The following is an 18,145-nucleotide window of genomic DNA, read 5'->3' on the forward strand; positions in this document are numbered from 1 at the left end:
CGAAATACCCACTAAATCGCCAAACTCAGACACTTTCCACATAAACTTACTCACTATGGTTAGCTATGAATAAGTTTAGATAAGAATTTGGCTACTTAGTCAAGCTCTCCCGTTCACCTGGCGGACTCAATCTGCTTTGTTATCTGCTTAATAGCTGAGATGCTTGGCAAACTTCTTTAAATTTTCCTGTCGCCATTTCGCATCTAATTTACGATTGGTTCGCAATTCTAAAACTCTAATTCCTGTGGTGGGCAATGGGTTTAATTTTTGTTGCAATTGTCGCCAAGATGTCATCAATTCATAATCTACATTATAGGTTGCACATAATTGGGCGAAATTTATGTCTTGCGGGGTGGCGAAAAATTCTTCAAAAGGTGGCTCAAACTTGGCAATAGGTAACATTTCAAAGATACCGCCACCATTATTGTTGATTAAGACAATTGTCAGATGTCCGACAAATTTATTGCGGATTAAAAAACCATTGGTGTCATGTAATAGTGCTAAATCTCCTGTTAACATGACGCTGCTTTGGTGACGATGGGCAATTCCTAAAGCTGTAGAAAGTGTACCATCAATGCCGTTAGCACCTCGGTTAAAATGCGATCGCACTTCTAAATTATTCGGTTGCCAAAAAAATTCTACATCCCGCACAGGCATACTATTAGCAATAAATAGTGGTGTGTTTGGGGGTAATATCTGCGACAATAACCAAGCCGCTTTACCTTCAAATAAATCTTCCATTGTCGCCATTGTCTGGTTAATAGCTGCCCTAACTTCCGCTTCGGTATGACACCACAGTTTTAAATACTCACAGGTGAATTTATCCTGTGCTACTGCTTCGGTTTGTAAATCTTCGATATTCACTCTTAGATGAATGGTATGACCATGCAGTGGGTCGAGGTTTTGATAAGTAGGGTCAATTATCCAACGTCGCGGTTGTGTCGCAGTTATCCAAGTACGCAGTTCTTTGCTGGTTGGCAAATCTCCCACCTGAATGACCATCTCGGGTGCTAGCTGCTGTGCTAGTGGCTGATGACGCAAAATCAAGTCGTAGGTGGAAATTAAATAAGGGTTGAGGTTGGCATAATTTCGCAGAGGGGAGAGTCCCTCGGCTAGTACTGGCCATTGCAGAGTTTGGGAAAGCCGAGAGATAGCCTGACAATACTCCTGGGGATTTTGAGGTTGGGCAACTCCGGCGATAATTATACCGCGATCGCACTGTTGCCATTGGGATAAAATCGGCAGTGGGGAGTAGGTAGTAGAGATAGTATTTTTAACTGCGGCGAAGAATTCTTCTGGGTTTAACTGTAAATTAGTCCCGTCGGGAAGAGGTGCAAGGGGGTCACGAAAAGGAATATTTAAATGGACTGGCCCTGGTGTTGGTGTTTGTGCTTTTTCCCAGGCGTAAATTATCGTTTGGCGCAGATAAGCCAGCATTTCTTGGTCTGCAGAGGGGATAGCTAACTCGGTTTGCCAGTTAGGGTAGTTACCATATAATTTTACTTGGTCGATGGTTTGTCCAGAATGACAATCTCGCAGTTCTGGTGGTCTATCTGTGGTTAGCAACAACAGAGGTACGCGGCTTTCTTTTGCTTCAATGACTGCTGGATAGAAGTTTGCGCCGGCTGTTCCTGAGGTACATATCAATGCCACAGGCTTTTTGGTGGCTTTGGCAACTCCCAAGGCAAAAAAAGCAGCAGAACGTTCATCCAAAATCGGAATTGCTTCAATATCAGGTACTTGTTGGGCAAAGGCGACTGTTAAAGGTGTAGAACGGGAACCAGGACAAATGACAGCACAACTTAAACCTAGACGTTTTAACGTCTGTGTCAAGACAAAAGCCCAAAGTTGATTAACATTACTATAGGCGAACAGCATCAAAACCAAGCTAGCGATCGGACAATATTTAATTGTGACAGAGAAAGAGTTTGAGCCTTATTTACTTTTATTTACATAGTTTGGTTAATAGCACTAACTTACTTACGCCCAATTCCTATCTCTGTTTGGTAAATTTTGGATGGCAAATTAATCGCACCATCTAAAACAGGTATGGACTGTATTCATTTAACGGGAATTCGCTGTTATGGCTACACTGGCTACTTACCAGAGGAACAGGTATTAGGACAGTGGTTTGAGGTAGATGTGAAATTATGGTTGGATCTTTCTCAGGCTACTGTCACTGATGCGATCGCAGATACTCTCGATTATCGCAGCGTGATTAGCTCAATTCAAAATCTTGTGAAAAATTCTCAGTTTGCTTTATTAGAGAAATTAGCAGGTGCGATCGCTGATTCTATATTGCAACAGGGCGATCGCGTCACGCAAGTTACTGTTACTGTTACTAAACCTGCGGCCCCCATTCCTGATTTTGGCGGCAAAATTAGTATTGAACTAACTCGCACTCCAGCGAGTCTTTAAATTAATTTTGTCTAAATTAGTATCATTTTTTTCGTAAAATGGTACTATAAACAACCTCTTAAATTGTATCTCTAATATACAAATATCCAGAATTTATCTTTATATTATTGACTAAATATTTTTTTTAGATATATTAAACAAAGCAGTAGTTCAAGCTGTCAATTATTTAGTAATTTCAATTACATATTTATTGAATTTGATGTGCGTAATTCACTGTAATTTTGATGGCGATCGCTTGGCATAAAATAATACTTTTCGAGGCTGTATCTCCCCTCTGTGTATCTGATTGCCAGCTAAAAATAGATATTTTTACCAGGATTAATTAGCATAAAATTACTATGTCTGTTGGCAAAATATTCAGATTTTCAGGCTAGCAAATACAACCATATTTTAGATATTGATTATCATAGAATTATTAACCTTCAGATTGAGTTAATAATTCCCACAATGTCTGAATCTTAGCCAATAGGTAGTTTTAATATGTTGCTCCTTAACATCCTAGTTGCTGAGGATGAAAAATTCTTTGTATTCAATCTCCGTAAGAGGGTACAGCAATTAATTGAGTACTTTAATCATTCAGAAATATATATTGCTATCAAAATGGCTATCTCTAAGCATCAGGTTAACAAAAAATTGCAGGCAGAAGAGCAGAATATGATGGCGATTATCAACAGTATGCAAAGTGCTGTAGTTGTCACATATACTGATGGTTGCATTCAGTTGATGAATTCACTAGCGGAAATTTTGACAGGTTGGCCGCAAGCAGAGGCACAAGGAAAAGAATTAGCAGAAGTTGTTAGATTAATTGATAAAGATATCGATGAAAGCATTGATAATTTAGCAATACGCACAATCACAACAGGAAAAGTCTCGTATCTGCCAGAAAATTGTATATTAATAACGCGAGATAATCGAGAAATACCAGTCGGCGATTATATTACGCCTGTTTGGAACGATGAAGGTAAAATTACAGGTGCGTTGCTGGTGTTTCAAGACATTACCCAACGCAAAAGCATTGAGGCACAAATCCTGCAAAATGCCTTTTATGATGGTTTGACAGCACTACCCAATCGTGCTTTATTTTTAGATAGATTAAAGCAAGCCGTAGAACGTAGTAAACGCCGCATTGATTATAGTTTTGCTGTTTTATTTTTAGATTTAGATAGCTTTCAAGAATTTAACGATCGCTTTGGACACACAATGGGCGATGATTTGTTAGTAGCGATCGCTCGTCGGTTAGAATCATGTTTACGTAGTGGTGATACTGTCGGACGATTTAGTGGTGATGAATTTGCCGTACTCTTAGAAGAAATTCGAGATGTGGGTGATGCTATTAATGTTGCTAAACGCATTCAAGATACTTTAGCCTTACCGCTTACTTTAAATGAACATCAAATTTCGACAACAGCTAGTATAGGTATTACCGTCAACCGTGCTGGTTGTTCACCACCAGAAATTTTGTTGCAAAATGCGGATGCTGCTATGTACTGTGCTAAACAAAAAGGTAAAGCTCGTTATGCTTTATTTGATGCTTATAGTCGAGAACAGGAAAAAGATAAATAACCTGTAACTCAGCTATCACGTAGTATTATTGATGCCTGAAAAATTCCTGTAATGCAGCTTGTACAGATGGTTGCTGAACATATATCTCGGCGGCTTCTAGTAAATTCTGAAGATTTTCGGAACTCACATCATCAATATCATCACTTAATCGCTTACCCGTTAGTTCTCTATCTAATTTAAATTGCAAGCGTAAAACTTGGCTATCAACTATTTGTTTGGTGATATATTCATGCACATCGGATGAGGCATCAAACAATACATCAATAAGTGGTTGCGCCCATTGAATTAAACCCCAACTTTGCGCTTGTGGAAATGGTATAATTCTGGTGCGATCGCCAGTCCCGATAGACAACACAGTAATGTCTGGAACTGTCTGCCCTAATCTTAAGGCTTCAGCCACAACACAAGCAGATGGATTATTTGCCACAACACCACCATCAATGGCTGAGTAAATACTTTTAATTGAGTAGATGGAGGTATTATCTGGTATTGTTTCCCAAGGAGAATCTAAAGCAGCTAATTGTGTAAATCCTTGATACTGTTTAATATGGCGAATTTGCCCTTTACCTTTACCATCAATAATTCTAATTTGTGTATTGTTATAAATATTTTCTGTGTGAGATGCGTCACCAGCTAAAGTTACCGTATTTTCTGTGGCTGTTTCGACTGTACCACTAATAGTTTTATCTAGTTTATGGGCGGGAAAATAAGTAGGAGCCGATGCAGAACAAACACATACCTCCCACAAAGGAATATTGCCATAACCTTTATCTTCTCGCCAACTTTTAAATATAATTGGTTCTCGCTCAATAGTGTCGTAAGCCGTAATTAATAGTTGGGTAGGCACATCTAAAAATTTAGTTTCACCTAAACTTTCTCTGAGGACTTTGATTAAACCATCATCAGAAAACTTAGGCGCAGATAAACCATATTTGAGTAATAAAGGAATGCGCTGGAGAGAAAAACGACTTCTGTAGGGAAAGATAATCGCACCTTTGTTGGTGTATAAATCAATGATATCTTGACTATTTCTCCCTGTAGCGATCGCTGCTGCTAAAATTGAGCCTGTAGAAGTGCCAGCTATTAAGTTAAAATACTCGTGCAAAGGTTGATTAATCTGCTGTTCAACCACTGATAAAATCTTCGCTGCTATTAATCCGCGAATTCCCCCACCATCTAAGCTTAAAATCCGAAAAGGCATATTTCTCCGAATTCTCTGCAATATGTTTACTTAGGTTTGTGAATTCTAGTAAATCTCACCTGACAAATATATATTGGGTATTATAACAACACATTTAATTTGACATCCTCCCGCCACTGATTCGGAGTACCGAATGCAGTGGGGGATTCCAAGAATCACTTCTTGGGCTTCCTCTTTCCGCGACTCGACTTACTTGGAGGGATTTCTCCACCCACGCAGAGGTCGATGTCTCCAGAGGCGTTAGTTCCCGTATGCCCTACGGTACGTAGTCCTAATTCAAGTATGTTTCGCGCCGCGTTCCAGTCCCTGTCTTGGGTATGACCACAATGAGGGCAAATATGGGTTCTTGTACTAAGCGACTTTTTTACCACTTCCCCACAGTTAGAGCAATTCTGGCTGGTGTGGTGCGGTGGAACCGCTACAGTTGCCACACCAAACACCTTACCGAAATACTCAACCCATTGCCGAAACTGCGTCCATGCTGCATCATTAATCGACTTGGCAAGATGTCTGTTTCTTACCATGTTCCGCACCTGCAAGTCCTCATACACCACAAGGTCGTTAGACCTCACTACACACCTTGCCAACTTCACGGCAAAGTCTTTACGCTGGCGACTTACCTTGAGATGCTTTCTACTCAAGCGGTTTCTCGCTTCAACTCTGTTCTTGGAACCCTTTTTGGTTTTAGACAATCTACGTTGCAGACGTTTCAAAGACTTCTCGCTTTTACGCAGGTGTCTAGGGTTTTCAATCTGCAAACCTTCACTATCGGTATAGAAATGGTTCAATCCCACATCCAAACCAATAGTTTTACCCGCTGGTTCTCGCTTCTCTACTCGTTCTTGGTCGATACAAAATTGGGCATAGTACCCATCGGCACGACGCACAACCCGCACTCGCTTGAATTGTTTCAAGGAGTAGAAATACAGGTCACGAGTTCCCCAGAGTTTGAAAGTTCCCGCCTTAAACCCATCGCCAAAAGTGATATGGCGACGGTCATCAGAGAGCTTCCATCCACTGGTTTTATACTCGACAGAACCATGTGTCTGTTCTTTTTTAAAACGTGGATAACCTTTACTTCGACTGCGCTCAGTACAAGTCTTCCCTGGTTTAGACTTTTTGCAATTATCAAAGAACCGAGCAATTGCAGACCACGCTCTTTCAGCAGAAGCTTGTCGAGCCATAGAGTTGAGTTTTGCAACCCAAGGGAACTGTTCATCAGCAGCAAGTACAGCGCAATAAGCACTCAACTCATATCTGCCAATGTTTCGGTTCTCCATCCAGTACCGGAGGCAAGCATTACGAACAAAACGAGCAGTTCTAATCGCCTCATCCAGCGATTGATATTGCTTGTTTGTTCCTTCAAGTTTTGCCTCAAATACCAGCATTTTTACGTCAATGAGTTTGACGTAATTTTATCACGTATTTTGCTAAAAGCTCAACTGCCCTTTGCCCTCACTTGCTTTCAGCAAGTATTAGTTAAGGGCATTTCGCTTTTAGCACTCGATTCATCTCGCCGCCAAACTGCGTTGTGGCGGGAGCATTCTCTCGAAATTTAGGTAATGTAGTCATAGCAATTTCGCTAGAAAATTACAGGTTATTTTCATAAAATCAAATATCAAGCTTTGTTAATTACTCAATACAAATCTAAATTTATTTTATGAATAATGTCTGATTTATCACAATTATTTTATAAATAAAACGCAACAAAAAATAGTATTTTTACTCAGCAATGTCTAGCTAAAAATAAGACAATTGCTAATGAGTAGATATAGCGTCCTAGATGATTGCCAAACAAGCTGATTCTCTATGATTCTTTGCCTTAACAAGTAGTTGAGAAATCACATGGACGCTGTATGTAGTATATAAAATGCAAAATCCTCAAGCTTCTAGATTTATCTATGGGGTCAATTCAAAATCTCCCACTTCAAATTTAGGCAATTTTTGGCTATTCAACAGCTAGAAATATTGAATTGCACCCCAGCATTTTGCTATAGTCTTAAAATTTATATCCTCTAGCAAGCCAATACAGCCAATCGGCAAATGCTTCTTGAGTTTCATCATCAACATCTATGGGGTGTATTTCTGATAATTTTGCCGAGTAGACATCATCATCCTTACCGTTAATGAGGGCTACCTCAACATACATATCTTTTAAGCACTCATCATCTGGGGCCATTCCTAGCACTTCAACTGGTTTATCTTCCGTTGTGGATGATTTGCGGGATTTTTTTTTCCACATCGCCATAAACGGAAAATTGAGAGCTTCCTCTAAATAGTAATACCAACCCATTGCGCGATCTTCTTTATCTTCGGCATCCACCAGAATTTCTGTGGCAATGCGATGCTCCCGGTTTTCGTCACGTTCAACACTAGACATAAAATCAAAACTTGCGTCTGTTGCACTTTGATATGGTATAGCGTTTTAGTTGTTTAGTGTCAATTTTTTCGCCGCTATTTGGTCTTATGCGGAACCACAGGAATGGATAGGGAGAAAGTCATGTAGTACTATATAAGCTTTTTTACCTAAGTAGATATTACATCCATCATCACAACTTCCTCACCTTCCCGATTTAAAATTGAAAATCAATAAATAACAATTTGTTTTTGGTGAAATTTGGATTTATGACTAATAAATTATATATAGTAGCAATAGCAGCAATTAACAAGCACTCTCAGCACTGTGAGTTGACTGTTTGTACAGCCGAAGTTGAACTAGACAAAGAAGAAAAATTAAATGATAAAGTCACACAACTAGCATCAACTCTCTATCCCTTAAATAAATACTACGAACGTCAAATACAAACACAAATTGTTGATAGAGAAACCCTAAAAAGGTGTATTTGATCAAGGAAGTTGTCTGAAGTTGGATAGGAGCAAAATTCCCCAAAGATATTATTTAAAAGCCTGAACAATTTGCTTTGCCGCCGCAACACCAGAAATTGCTGCACCTTCCATAAAACCTTGCCACTCATAAAATGAGTTGGTATGTTCGCCTGCAAAGTAAATGTTATCTACAGCTTTGCCTTCATTGCCTGCAATACTGGTAAAATAACCTGGTTGATTGCAAGTATAGCTACCTTGATTGAGGGGATTTAACGACCAGTTTTCTAAATAAGCTAAATACTTATTACCGGAGTTTTTGACTGCGGCAATATCAGCACCAGGGAAAACTAAGCTCAAGTTATTCAGAAAATTTGTAGTATCTTGCTGAAGGGATTTAGGGTTAAGGCTAGCACCTAAATTTCCCCCAGTATAATCTGTTAATACGGCTCGGTTGTTAGTAGCATAGCTCGGATTAGTTTCCCAAGTATTTTGCAGAAAAGGAAGATTCGCGTAAGCACTACCATTGCTGCCAAAATTTCTCCAAGGACGACTATTAAAACCGACCATGAGTTTAGAATTAGTGCCATAGACAAAATTATTGATAGCATTGAGTTTCCACTGAGGTAGTTGTAGCCCTTGTAAATTTACTTGACGCAAAGTGGAAAAAGGAATGGCAAAAACAACGGCATCAAATTTAGCACTCAAACTATTTTCAAAAAATAATTCTATTTTACCTGCACTATCTTTTCTGGCAGACAACAGCTTTTGTCCGTACTTAATTTGATTTTGGACGCAGTTTTCTAAAGCTTTAACAATTTGTTGATTTCCACCAATGACATGATAACGCTCATCACTGCTGCCAAATGGACGAAACTTAGAACGTTTATCAGCATGAATCAAAAACAAAAAGCTCAAGCAACTTTGCTCATTGATTTCTCGCCCATATTCACCCGTATAAGCAGCTTGAATTACCTGTTTTATCAGATTACCTGCACCGCGACTATCTAGATAATCTTGCAGATTGATTAAGTCTAATTGACGCTCTGCACTTGTAAAATTATCAGCAGTAGGTTCACCCACATTGCGTAAATCAGATTGCATTGCTGATACAAAATCTCGAAATTCCTCAACTACTGCTGATTCAGTGTAACGCTGACCATTAAAGTAGTAAAAAATATCTCCTGGTTCTTTGGATAAATCTTCAAGTTCGAGTTTGAATTCGTTGGCATAACCCAACATCGTTTTGTGCAAGTTATCGATAAATTCGCCACCTCTTTCTGCAACTTGTCCCGGGAAAAAATTCTCTAGAGAATAGCAACGTCCTCCAGCCCGTTGGCTAGCTTCGTAGATAGTAGCTTGAATACCTTTTTTTTGGAGTTCGTATGCACAAGCTAACCCAGCTAAACCAGCCCCAACAATGGCAATTTTGGCATCAGGGGAAATTGGTGCAGCCAAAGTGCGGTGGAAGTAACCAGTTCCTACCCCAAGAGTGCCACCGATGAGTGTAAATTTACCTAAATTGGCTAAAAATTCTCTTCGCTGAGTTTTGCGAACTGACATCATTGCTGCCCACTCAGAAATCCGTGCCATCCCTTCGCTAGTAGAGATATGATGTTTTTGACAAAAATGTACAATCTGGAGTGTCTTGGCTAGTTGATGAAAAAGCTGTGAATGACTCATTTTTGTAGTGAGTTTTGCTATCAACAGTATCTCAGTATAGTTTCTATATATATGAATAATTTAAATTTATGTACTGACAAAATAAAGTCTGTAGTAAGCTTGAATGTAGTTTGGATGAATTGGTAATCAAAATAGGCGATCGCACACAGCAAAATGGCGATCGCCTATTTTGACGATAGGCCAGATGACAATTATTCCATAACTGAGCAATTAGGAAAAATGGCTTATCCTTGTAAAAGTTGAAAAGCTTTAATATCAAGATGGGGAAAAGTCTGAGAAATTATTTTCTCATCCCCAGTAAATACCTGCTCATCATAAAATCCCTCAAACAAGAATAAATTTGTAACTTTTTCATCATAAAAATCAATAATCCAATACTCAGGAATTCCGGCAACTGCATACTCAGAACGTTTATGACGGTAGTCAGTGGTAGCAGAGTTTTTTCTGACAATTTCTACAGCCAAAATTGCCGGAGATTGAACTACAGCCGCCACATCTAAAATTTCTGCTTGTTGCTCTTGTGTGATAATTAATAAATCTGGCATTCTAGATTTATTAAACGAAGTTCTCACACCAACATCGCCATAGCAAGTAATCCAAGGTAAAGCACGACGTTCAATTTCTTGGTCGAAGTGTTTAAACAGAAATCTAGCAATATTGGTTTGTCTACCTGTTGCTTGTGGCACTGCAATTAATTCTCCATCAACCAACTCACAACGTTTATCTGTTATGTCGTCGCAGGCTAAATACTCTTCAAAAGAATAAATTCGCTTGGTTATTTGAACCATTGCGATCGCCTCCAGCAAAATTAAATACTAAAGATTGTAAAATAAACCTTAAAACTATGAGTATAATTATTTTTGGTAGTATCAATATAGATTTAGTCGCTACCGCACCTCAATTACCAATTAAAGGCGAAACTTTACTCGGAAAAAACTTTGTTAAAGTACCAGGAGGTAAAGGTGCAAATCAAGCAGTAGCATTAGCAAAATTGGGCATTCCCACTCATATAGTAGGACGCGTAGGAACTCAAGGTTTTGGGACAGAACTCATTGATCATTTGCAAGCAGCAGGCGTACAAACTCACCATATTTTTGTTGATGAAACAGTCAGTTCTGGTGTGGCTATAATTATTGTTGATGATGCTGGGGAAAATCAAATTGTTGTGATTCCTGGTGCTAACGGGCAGATAAATCAAGCAGATGTTGACAGGTTATCAGGCCTATTACCAACAGCCAAAGCACTACTTTTACAATTAGAAATCCCCTTGGATGCAGTCATCGCCGCTGCCGCCGCCGCCAAAAAAGCTAATGTGCAAGTTATTCTTGACCCTGCACCTGCAAAATCTCACTTACCAGCAGAACTTTACCCCTTAGTAGATATCATTACACCCAATGAAGTGGAAACTGCACAGTTAGTTGGCTTCCCTATTGATAGCGAAGATACAGCTGCCAAAGCCGCAGAGGTATTATTGCAACGTGGTGTGAAATGTGCGATCGTCAAAATGGGTGCAAAAGGAGTTGTTTGCGCTACTCAACAAGAAACATTTTTTGTGCCAGCCTTCGCAGTTCAAGCGGTGGATACTGTAGCAGCTGGCGATGCTTTTAATGGTGGTTTAGCAGCTGCACTTTATACTGAACTACCTTTACATCAAGCTGTTGTCTGGGGTGCAGCTGCTGGTGCTTTAGCTGCCACAAAGCTAGGTGCACAAACTTCTTTACCCGATAGATTGACTTTTGATACTTTTATCAAACAAAGGGGAGTTTTGGAGGATGAAGTGTGAAGTATGAAATCTCAGATTTCCACCTCCTACCTAACCCTAACGATAAATAATAGACGATTGATTTACTTGCCTATATCCTCATTCCATAATTCGGGGTTAGTTTGAATAAAATCACTCATCATTTGTTCGCATTCATTTAAATTCAAGTCAATCACTTCTACGCCGTGAGATACCATAAATTCTTTTGCACCAGGAAATGTGCGAGACTCCCCAGCGATGACTTTTTTAATGCCAAACTGCACCACTGCACCAGCACACAAATAACAAGGCATTAAGGTGGAATAAAGTGTTGTACCTTGGTAGTTGCCAATTCTGCCAGCATTACGAAGACAATCAATTTCGGCATGGGTCACAGGATCGGCATTTTGGACGCGCTTGTTGTGTCCTCTGCCGACAATTTTGCCATCTTTGACCAGAATCGAACCAATAGGTATACCCCCTTCTTGTCTACCTTGCTTGGCTTCGGCGATCGCAGCTTGCATAAATTCATCCATTTCTTTATTCTCCTTGTATATGTCGAAACAACTTGTTTTAATGGATCATGACGGTGGGGTTGATGATTATCTCGCCACCATGCTGCTGTTGACGATGGAACACATTGAACTTTTAGGTGTCATCGTCACGCCAGCTGATTGCTACATTCAACCAGCGGTCAGTGCTACACGCAAAATCATTGATTTAATGGGATTTAGCCATATCCCAGTCGCCGAAAGCACTGTGCGGGGAATTAATCCTTTTCCGCGGATGTATCGGCGTGATTCGTTGATTGTTGACCATCTCCCTATTCTCAACCAGCGAGACATTATCAGTACGTTTTTAGTAGCTGAACCAGGTCAAGATTTTATGATTCGGGTATTGCGACAAGCACCCGAACCAGTCACACTCATGGTGACAGGGCCTTTAACCACCGTCGCCGTAGCGTTAGATAAAGCACCAGATATTGCCGCGAAAATTGCCAAAATTGTCTGGATGGGAGGTGCTTTAAATGTTGGCGGGAATGTGGAAAAAAGTTTAGAAGCCGGACAAGATGGTTCTGCTGAATGGAATGTTTATTGGGATGCAGTGTCAGCCGCGCGCGTTTGGCAAACCCAGATAGAAATTATCATGTGTCCTTTGGATTTAACTAACAATGTGCCAGTGACATCAGACATCGTTTGCCAAATTGCCAAACAACGCCACTATCCGATTTCTGATTTAGCTGGACAATGTTATGCACTGGTGATTCCCCAAGATTATTATTTTTGGGATGTGTTAGCCACAGCTTATTTAGGACACCCAGAATTTTATCAACTGCGAGAGTGGGAGACAGAAATTATTACCACTGGTCAAAGTCAAGGGCGGACAAAAGTGGTAAGTGGTGGTCGAAAGATTTACGCAATGGATCAAGTTGATCAAGAGGCATTTTACAACTATATTTTGCAACAGTGGGCTAGGTAGAAAGTTTTTTAACGCAGAGTATAGCGAAGGTGAACGCGAAGTATCGCGGAGATTTGATAATGGCTGAACAACAAGGCAAAGTTTACTTAGTAGGCGCGGGGCCAGGAGATGTGGCATACTTGACGGTGAAAGCTTACGGTCTTTTGACTGGGGCGGAGGTATTGGTATACGATGCCCTGGTAGATGAGCAATTGTTGGAGTGTGTACCACCAGATTGTTTAAAACTAGATGTGGGTAAGCGTGGTGGTAAACCGAGTACACCGCAGACTGAAATTAACCAGTTATTGGTGCAGCATTGTCAAGCAGGTAAGCAAGTTGTCAGGTTGAAATCAGGCGACCCATTTATTTTTGGGCGCTGTACCTCAGAAATTGCAGCCTTAAAAGCCGCTAAGTGTGAATTTGAAGTCGTACCAGGAATTTCCTCGGCTTTAGCTGCACCTTTGTTGGCGGGAATTCCCTTAACAGACCCCGTGATGAGTCGGGGTTTTGCAGTGGTGACAGCCCACGAACCAGAAGCTTTAGACTGGGAAGCATTATCACGCTTAGAGACGCTAGTTATATTGATGGGTGGACAAAATCTCGGTGAGATTTTACATCAACTTTTGCGCTATGGGCGATCGCGCTTTACACCCATTGCCATTATCCGTTGGGCAGGCACGCCGAATCAACAAATTTGGACTGGTCAACTGTGCAATATTTTAGAAACAACCGCAGGGATATCTCTTTCACCCGTAGTCATTGTCATTGGTGAAGTTGTTAGGCTACGCCAGTACTTGCAATCTGAGACAATACATTCTAATGATTTAATTCCGGCTGCTATGATTTCCCCAACCCTTCCCCTCGCTGGTAAAACAGTTTTAGTGACTCGTTCTGTGGGACAGTCGAGCCAATTTAGCGATCGCCTTACGGCTGTTGGTGCTAAAGTCATTGAAATGCCAGCTTTAGAAATTGGCCCGCCTTCTAGTTGGTCAGATTTGGATCATGCGATCGCCAGTTTATCGCAATTTGATTGGTTAATTCTCACCTCTACCAACGGTGTCGAATACTTTTTTGCCAGGCTAACTGCCCAAGGTCAAGATGCTCGTGCTTTAGCTAAAGTTAAAATTGCCGTTGTTGGCGAAAAAACAGCCCAATGTCTGCAACAACAAGGTCTACAACCAGATTTTATTCCGCCTAACTTCGTCGCCGACTCTTTAGTTGAGAAATTTCCCGAAACACTTTTGGGTAAAAATATTTTATTTCCCAGAGTGGAAAGTGGTGGCAGAGAAGTTTTAGTCAAAGAATTTAGTGCTAAAGGTGCAGAAGTAACAGAAGTTGCCGCTTATCAATCTTGTTGTCCTAGCAGCATTCCTGAAGCTGCAAAATCAGCTTTGCAAAATCATCAAGTTGATATTATTACCTTTGCCAGTTCTAAAACTGTACAGTTTTTCTGTCAAATTTTCGAGCGCGAATTTGACAATTGTCTAGCAGATGAATTAAAAGACGTTTGTATTGCTTCTATCGGCCCGCAAACTTCCAAAACTTGCCACACACTATTCGGACGGGTAGACGTGGAAGCTGAAGAATATACCTTAGATGGACTGACTCAAGCAATAGTTAAAAAGTATGAAGTGTGAAGTGTGAAGTATGAAGTGTGAAGTGTGAAGTGTGAAGTATGAAGTGTGAAGTATGAAGTGTGAAGTATGAAGTGTGAAGTATGAAGTATGAAGTGTGAAGTATGAAGTGTGAAGTATGAAGTGTGAAGTATGAAATTTATCCTCATGTCTGATTTTGATTCATGACTAAACGCATCATTGGCTTAACTGGAGGAATTGCTACAGGTAAAACCACAGTTGCTAATTATTTAGCCAGTGCTTACCACCTGCCAATTTTTGATGCTGATATTTATGCCAGAGATGCGGTGGCTGTAGGTTCTCCAATTTTAACTGCGATCGCCCAACATTACGGTGAACAAATATTACTTCCTGATGGTAATCTCAACCGTCAAAAATTAGGCGAAATTATCTTTAATCATCCATCACAAAAGCAATGGATAGAAAACTTAATTCATCCTTATGTCAAACAATGCTTTCTCCAAGCAATTGCTGAAGCTACTACTAAAACGCTGATATTAGTCATTCCTTTGTTATTTGAAGCACAAATGACAAATTTGGTTACAGAAATCTGGGTAGTTAGTTGTACACCAGAAAAGCAACTGCAAAGATTAATCCAACGAAATCATCTGAGTTACGAACAAGCCCAAGCCCGGATAAATAGCCAATTTCCTTTGGCAGAAAAAGTCGCGTGTGCAGATGTAGTGTTAGATAATTCATCTACCCTAGATATACTGCTAAATCAGATAGATACAGTGTTAAAACGAACTACATTAGAATAACAACAAATGTTTTATAAAATTTTATGTTACTGTCACTATAATTTTATAGCAAATTCGTAAATTAATTAGTATTATTAAACTTAGACAAAAGACACTTATGTGCTAATTATCTCTACCAAAAAACCTAATTTCCATTTGTTTGGTTACTATTACTTATTCAAGTGTAATCATTGGCAGTCTACAATGGTTTGCGGGTCTTTTCCTCCACAAGAGTGATTCTGAAGGAGTGAATTCTGACTTTGGCATTCTTCAATAAATTTGCCTTGATAGATACTGTAACCAAAAATTAATAGTTTTCCAGATATTTTGGGTGCATCATAAGAAAGCACACAAAATCAACTTATCAAAGAAGATGCTGTCTCAGGGAATTGCGCACTTAAGTTAGTAATTCCACATTTAGACATCATTGATTATAGAAATAAGTGTATTTTTCGTAAACAAAATACAACAAATTATTTATTAGAACTGGTATGAACTTAAGTTCCAATTTATTTAATTATTTTACACTAATAAACCTTCAAAAAGATAGATTTGCGCAAAAGCAAAAAACTCATGATTATAGCAAACTTATTCAAGGGCAAGAATATGTATTTGAGCCGCTAAATGACGGTTTAGAAGCACATATGACAGGCGTAGGTAAAGGTATTAAGCCTCTTGACTATATTATCCTGCGGTGTGACTGCCAATTATGCCGATATCAGGTTGAACAAATAGATTACTATGCTGAACCACCAAATATGTGGATAGCTTTACTCAAAAAAGTGGATATATAGGACTCTTATTTATAGGACTTACGCAAAAATTCTCAAAAAGCTTAATTTATCGAACCGCCAACTCACATCTTGCACCTAGCCCCAGCGAATGGAATTCGCACGCCAGATGCTTCAAGTCGGCAAAGCCGCCCAACGCACTGGCTCGGCTATACAAACGTAGACGCGCAAGCGGCTTCCCGCAGGGTAGTCCGCCTATCGCGCTTGCGCTGCGCTTGGCGCACCACGCGGACTAACGCAATATCAAGGGTTTGGAACCCGCGCAGGCGGTGAGGGGGTCGCAGTCTTGGCGGTTCCCGTCGATTGCGTTAGCGCAGCGTAAAGCCTGACGGCATGGCTTCGCTTAGAGCGACGTACTCCTTCGGAGAAGCAAGCTACGCGTAGCGTCTCCCTTTGGGAGAAGGAGCGTCACCCCCGAACCCGTTAGCGCAGCGTTAGCGACGCAGGAGCGTCAGGGGTTTTGTCTGTGTAGCTGCGACTTCAGTCGCCCTCGTGCAAGATATGTGTCATGGCTATTCTCAACACCCTTGTGTTGCGTTTAACCATTGAATTTTACCCACTTGACAAGACTGTACTTTTCTTAACTTGACACCAATGACAAGATGTCCACCCCACAAGAAAAATTGTATGTTTTTTTATTTGGAAGTCCCTAAGTAAGTCGATACAATAAAACAAAACTATGTGAAGAAAAGTAAATAAGGCTCAAATGCTTTTTCCCCCTGCTCCCTGCCCCCTGCCTTATTCCAACAATAATTATTTACACCGACTTACTTAGAGAGTAATCAACTCGCCACGCATCACGGTAACAGCTTGTCCAGAGAGGAGAACGCGATCGCCACCTTCATAATACACTTTTACTACACCACCCCGACTGGATGCTTGATAAGCCAAAAAAGCATTTTTATTCAGGCTATCGCGCCAGAAGGGAGCCAAACAGCAGTGTGCTGCACCAGTTACCGGGTCTTCATCAATTCCTAGTCTTGGTGCAAAAAAACGAGAGACAAAATCATATTGCGAACCAGCATTAGCTTGACTAGTAACGATGACACCATCCACAGCAAATGTTTTCAGGAGTTGGAAATTAGGCTGCATTTGTCGTACTACATCTTCTGATGCGACTTCTACGAGATAACCGAGGGAGTTTTGGTAAATGGCAGTGTAATTTGCACCTAAAGCTTCACTTAATTGTGGTGGTGCGGTGGTAGCGTGCGATCGATTGGCGGGAAAATTTAATTCAATCCATCCATCTTGACGTTTAGCTATGAGTAACCCGCTTTTTGTATGGAAACGCGCAATCTCATGAGTTGCTAAGTATCCTTCAGACCACAGTACATGGGCGCTGGCTAAAGTAGCATGACCACACAGAGGCACTTCTACCGATGGTGTAAACCAACGCAAATTAAAGCCATCATCTTGTTTAATTAAAAAAGCTGTCTCCGACAAATTCATCTCCTGCGCTATCTGCTGCATCCAGCGATCTTTTTGTGGCGCAGGCAAAACACACACAGCAGCCGGATTTCCGGCAAAAGGTGTATCGGTAAAAGCATCAACCTGGGTAATAATTTGTTTCATAGAGTCACACAATTCTCAACTATGGAATTTAGATTTACCCCACAGAAAAATCTGGGGGTTTTACAAGCAAAAAACTATAGTTAGCAAATTACAGGAGAATGTCGCACAAATCTTAGTCGCTGTTAGCTTTCCTCTTCCCTATTCCCTGTTGTATATATTTATCAAAGGTGCGTCAAAAATTTATGCAATTCTATGATTAGAAAAATCTCAACATCAACACAATAACAGTAATGTAGAGATTGGTAATACTATTTCTAGCAACGCGACTCAATGCTAAATATAGACAAAACCCTGAAAACCAAAGTCCTCAAAACAGTTGTTGCGACTATCCACTTAGCACTTATTTCATCAGGATTAGTTAGTTGCGTTATTCAAGCACCCAACCCACCAGAATCTAATTCACCACCGAAACAGGAGCTTGACTAAGTAGCCAAATTCTTATCTAAACTTATTCATAGCTAACCATAGTGAGTAAGTTTATGTGGAAAGTGTCTGAGTTTGGCGATTTAGTGGGTATTTCG

17 protein-coding genes are annotated in these 18,145 nt (G+C 40.3%); 9 read left to right on the forward strand and 8 right to left on the reverse strand.

All coding sequences use genetic code 11. The features are described 5' to 3' along the window. Positions 1-147: 147 nt before the first annotated feature. A complete protein-coding gene (menD, locus tag H6G69_RS32555; RefSeq protein WP_190693737.1) occupies positions 148-1,878 on the reverse strand; it encodes a 2-succinyl-5-enolpyruvyl-6-hydroxy-3-cyclohexene-1-carboxylic-acid synthase in 1,731 nt (576 codons plus the stop codon). A 171-nt stretch (positions 1,879-2,049) separates the two neighbouring features. Between menD and folB the strand changes: the two genes are divergently transcribed. Both folB and H6G69_RS32565 read left to right on the forward strand, forming a co-directional pair. Beyond that, positions 2,050-2,418, forward strand: coding sequence for a dihydroneopterin aldolase (gene folB, locus H6G69_RS32560; protein ID WP_190693775.1), 369 nt, complete (start codon positions 2,050-2,052; stop codon positions 2,416-2,418). Positions 2,419-3,018: 600 nt separating this feature from the next. Continuing rightward, on the forward strand, positions 3,019-3,981 hold the full coding sequence (locus H6G69_RS32565; RefSeq protein ID WP_397327059.1) for a diguanylate cyclase domain-containing protein: 963 nt from the start codon (positions 3,019-3,021) through the stop codon (positions 3,979-3,981). A 25-nt stretch (positions 3,982-4,006) separates the two neighbouring features. Here H6G69_RS32565 and H6G69_RS32570 read toward each other — a convergent pair whose 3' ends face one another. The 3 genes from H6G69_RS32570 to H6G69_RS32580 form a co-directional block, all read right to left on the reverse strand. After that, on the reverse strand, positions 4,007-5,182 hold the full coding sequence (locus H6G69_RS32570) for a patatin-like phospholipase family protein (RefSeq protein ID WP_190693748.1): 1,176 nt from the start codon (positions 5,180-5,182) through the stop codon (positions 4,007-4,009). Between the two features lie 155 nt (positions 5,183-5,337). After that, a complete protein-coding gene (locus H6G69_RS32575; protein ID WP_190693750.1) occupies positions 5,338-6,570 on the reverse strand; it encodes an RNA-guided endonuclease TnpB family protein in 1,233 nt (410 codons plus the stop codon). Between the two features lie 611 nt (positions 6,571-7,181). After that, a complete protein-coding gene (locus tag H6G69_RS32580) occupies positions 7,182-7,562 on the reverse strand; it encodes a calcium-binding protein (RefSeq protein ID WP_190693752.1) in 381 nt (126 codons plus the stop codon). Between the two features lie 245 nt (positions 7,563-7,807). Between H6G69_RS32580 and H6G69_RS32585 the strand changes: the two genes are divergently transcribed. Further along, positions 7,808-8,029: a hypothetical protein gene (locus tag H6G69_RS32585; RefSeq protein WP_190693754.1), complete on the forward strand. Its 222-nt coding sequence runs from the start codon at positions 7,808-7,810 to the stop codon at positions 8,027-8,029. 48 nt (positions 8,030-8,077) lie between these two features. Here H6G69_RS32585 and H6G69_RS32590 read toward each other — a convergent pair whose 3' ends face one another. Together H6G69_RS32590 and H6G69_RS32595 are read right to left on the reverse strand one after the other, a co-directional pair. After that, positions 8,078-9,688, reverse strand: a complete 1,611-nt coding sequence (locus H6G69_RS32590) for an NAD(P)/FAD-dependent oxidoreductase (RefSeq protein ID WP_190693756.1) — start codon at positions 9,686-9,688, stop codon at positions 8,078-8,080. 224 nt (positions 9,689-9,912) lie between these two features. Beyond that, entirely contained in the window at positions 9,913-10,476 is a 564-nt protein-coding gene (locus H6G69_RS32595; RefSeq protein WP_190693758.1) for a Uma2 family endonuclease, read from the reverse strand. A gap of 56 nt (positions 10,477-10,532) precedes the next feature. Between H6G69_RS32595 and rbsK the strand changes: the two genes are divergently transcribed. Next, a complete protein-coding gene (rbsK, locus tag H6G69_RS32600) occupies positions 10,533-11,471 on the forward strand; it encodes a ribokinase (RefSeq protein WP_190693760.1) in 939 nt (312 codons plus the stop codon). 62 nt (positions 11,472-11,533) lie between these two features. Here rbsK and H6G69_RS32605 read toward each other — a convergent pair whose 3' ends face one another. Further along, positions 11,534-11,965, reverse strand: a complete 432-nt coding sequence (locus tag H6G69_RS32605) for a nucleoside deaminase (protein ID WP_190693762.1) — start codon at positions 11,963-11,965, stop codon at positions 11,534-11,536. A 19-nt stretch (positions 11,966-11,984) separates the two neighbouring features. On the opposite strand from H6G69_RS32605, the gene H6G69_RS32610 reads away from it, so the two are divergent. The 4 genes from H6G69_RS32610 to H6G69_RS32625 all read left to right on the forward strand — a co-directional run bounded on the left by H6G69_RS32610 (position 11,985) and on the right by H6G69_RS32625 (position 16,055). Next, complete coding sequence (locus tag H6G69_RS32610) at positions 11,985-12,908, forward strand: nucleoside hydrolase (protein WP_190693764.1); 924 nt, start codon at positions 11,985-11,987, stop codon at positions 12,906-12,908. 59 nt (positions 12,909-12,967) lie between these two features. Further along, a complete protein-coding gene (gene cobA / locus H6G69_RS32615) occupies positions 12,968-14,524 on the forward strand; it encodes a uroporphyrinogen-III C-methyltransferase (RefSeq protein WP_190693766.1) in 1,557 nt (518 codons plus the stop codon). A gap of 161 nt (positions 14,525-14,685) precedes the next feature. Further along, complete coding sequence (coaE, locus tag H6G69_RS32620) at positions 14,686-15,282, forward strand: dephospho-CoA kinase (RefSeq protein ID WP_190693768.1); 597 nt, start codon at positions 14,686-14,688, stop codon at positions 15,280-15,282. A gap of 470 nt (positions 15,283-15,752) precedes the next feature. Continuing rightward, positions 15,753-16,055: a hypothetical protein gene (locus H6G69_RS32625; protein WP_190693770.1), complete on the forward strand. Its 303-nt coding sequence runs from the start codon at positions 15,753-15,755 to the stop codon at positions 16,053-16,055. A 768-nt stretch (positions 16,056-16,823) separates the two neighbouring features. Here H6G69_RS32625 and H6G69_RS32630 read toward each other — a convergent pair. Beyond that, positions 16,824-17,624: a PhzF family phenazine biosynthesis protein gene (locus H6G69_RS32630; protein ID WP_190693771.1), complete on the reverse strand. Its 801-nt coding sequence runs from the start codon at positions 17,622-17,624 to the stop codon at positions 16,824-16,826. A 270-nt stretch (positions 17,625-17,894) separates the two neighbouring features. Here H6G69_RS32630 and H6G69_RS32635 point away from each other — a divergent pair, with 270 nt between their 5' ends. After that, a complete protein-coding gene (locus tag H6G69_RS32635) occupies positions 17,895-18,050 on the forward strand; it encodes a hypothetical protein (protein ID WP_190693773.1) in 156 nt (51 codons plus the stop codon). The last annotated feature ends 95 nt before the right edge of the window (positions 18,051-18,145 follow it).

The sequence above is a fragment of the Nostoc sp. FACHB-110 genome, assembly GCF_014697425.1.
GTDB lineage: Bacteria > Cyanobacteriota > Cyanobacteriia > Cyanobacteriales > Nostocaceae > Nostoc_B.

Bases quoted from the DNA above. Each gene is read 5' to 3' on its own strand.
- H6G69_RS32565 (WP_397327059.1), top strand. From the start codon at position 3,019: ATGGCTATCTCTAAGCATCAGGTTAACAAAAAATTGCAGGCAGAAGAG.
- cobA (WP_190693766.1), top strand. From the start codon at position 12,968: ATGGCTGAACAACAAGGCAAAGTTTACTTAGTAGGCGCGGGGCCAGGA.
- folB (WP_190693775.1), top strand. From the start codon at position 2,050: ATGGACTGTATTCATTTAACGGGAATTCGCTGTTATGGCTACACTGGC.
- H6G69_RS32635 (WP_190693773.1), top strand. From the start codon at position 17,895: ATGCTAAATATAGACAAAACCCTGAAAACCAAAGTCCTCAAAACAGTT.
- H6G69_RS32580 (WP_190693752.1), bottom strand. From the start codon at position 7,562: ATGTCTAGTGTTGAACGTGACGAAAACCGGGAGCATCGCATTGCCACA.
- H6G69_RS32585 (WP_190693754.1), top strand. From the start codon at position 7,808: ATGACTAATAAATTATATATAGTAGCAATAGCAGCAATTAACAAGCAC.
- H6G69_RS32575 (WP_190693750.1), bottom strand. From the start codon at position 6,570: ATGCTGGTATTTGAGGCAAAACTTGAAGGAACAAACAAGCAATATCAA.
- H6G69_RS32570 (WP_190693748.1), bottom strand. From the start codon at position 5,182: ATGCCTTTTCGGATTTTAAGCTTAGATGGTGGGGGAATTCGCGGATTA.
- H6G69_RS32605 (WP_190693762.1), bottom strand. From the start codon at position 11,965: ATGGATGAATTTATGCAAGCTGCGATCGCCGAAGCCAAGCAAGGTAGA.
- H6G69_RS32590 (WP_190693756.1), bottom strand. From the start codon at position 9,688: ATGAGTCATTCACAGCTTTTTCATCAACTAGCCAAGACACTCCAGATT.
- menD (WP_190693737.1), bottom strand. From the start codon at position 1,878: ATGCTGTTCGCCTATAGTAATGTTAATCAACTTTGGGCTTTTGTCTTG.
- H6G69_RS32610 (WP_190693764.1), top strand. From the start codon at position 11,985: ATGTCGAAACAACTTGTTTTAATGGATCATGACGGTGGGGTTGATGAT.
- H6G69_RS32595 (WP_190693758.1), bottom strand. From the start codon at position 10,476: ATGGTTCAAATAACCAAGCGAATTTATTCTTTTGAAGAGTATTTAGCC.
- H6G69_RS32630 (WP_190693771.1), bottom strand. From the start codon at position 17,624: ATGAAACAAATTATTACCCAGGTTGATGCTTTTACCGATACACCTTTT.
- H6G69_RS32625 (WP_190693770.1), top strand. From the start codon at position 15,753: ATGAACTTAAGTTCCAATTTATTTAATTATTTTACACTAATAAACCTT.
- rbsK (WP_190693760.1), top strand. From the start codon at position 10,533: ATGAGTATAATTATTTTTGGTAGTATCAATATAGATTTAGTCGCTACC.
- coaE (WP_190693768.1), top strand. From the start codon at position 14,686: ATGACTAAACGCATCATTGGCTTAACTGGAGGAATTGCTACAGGTAAA.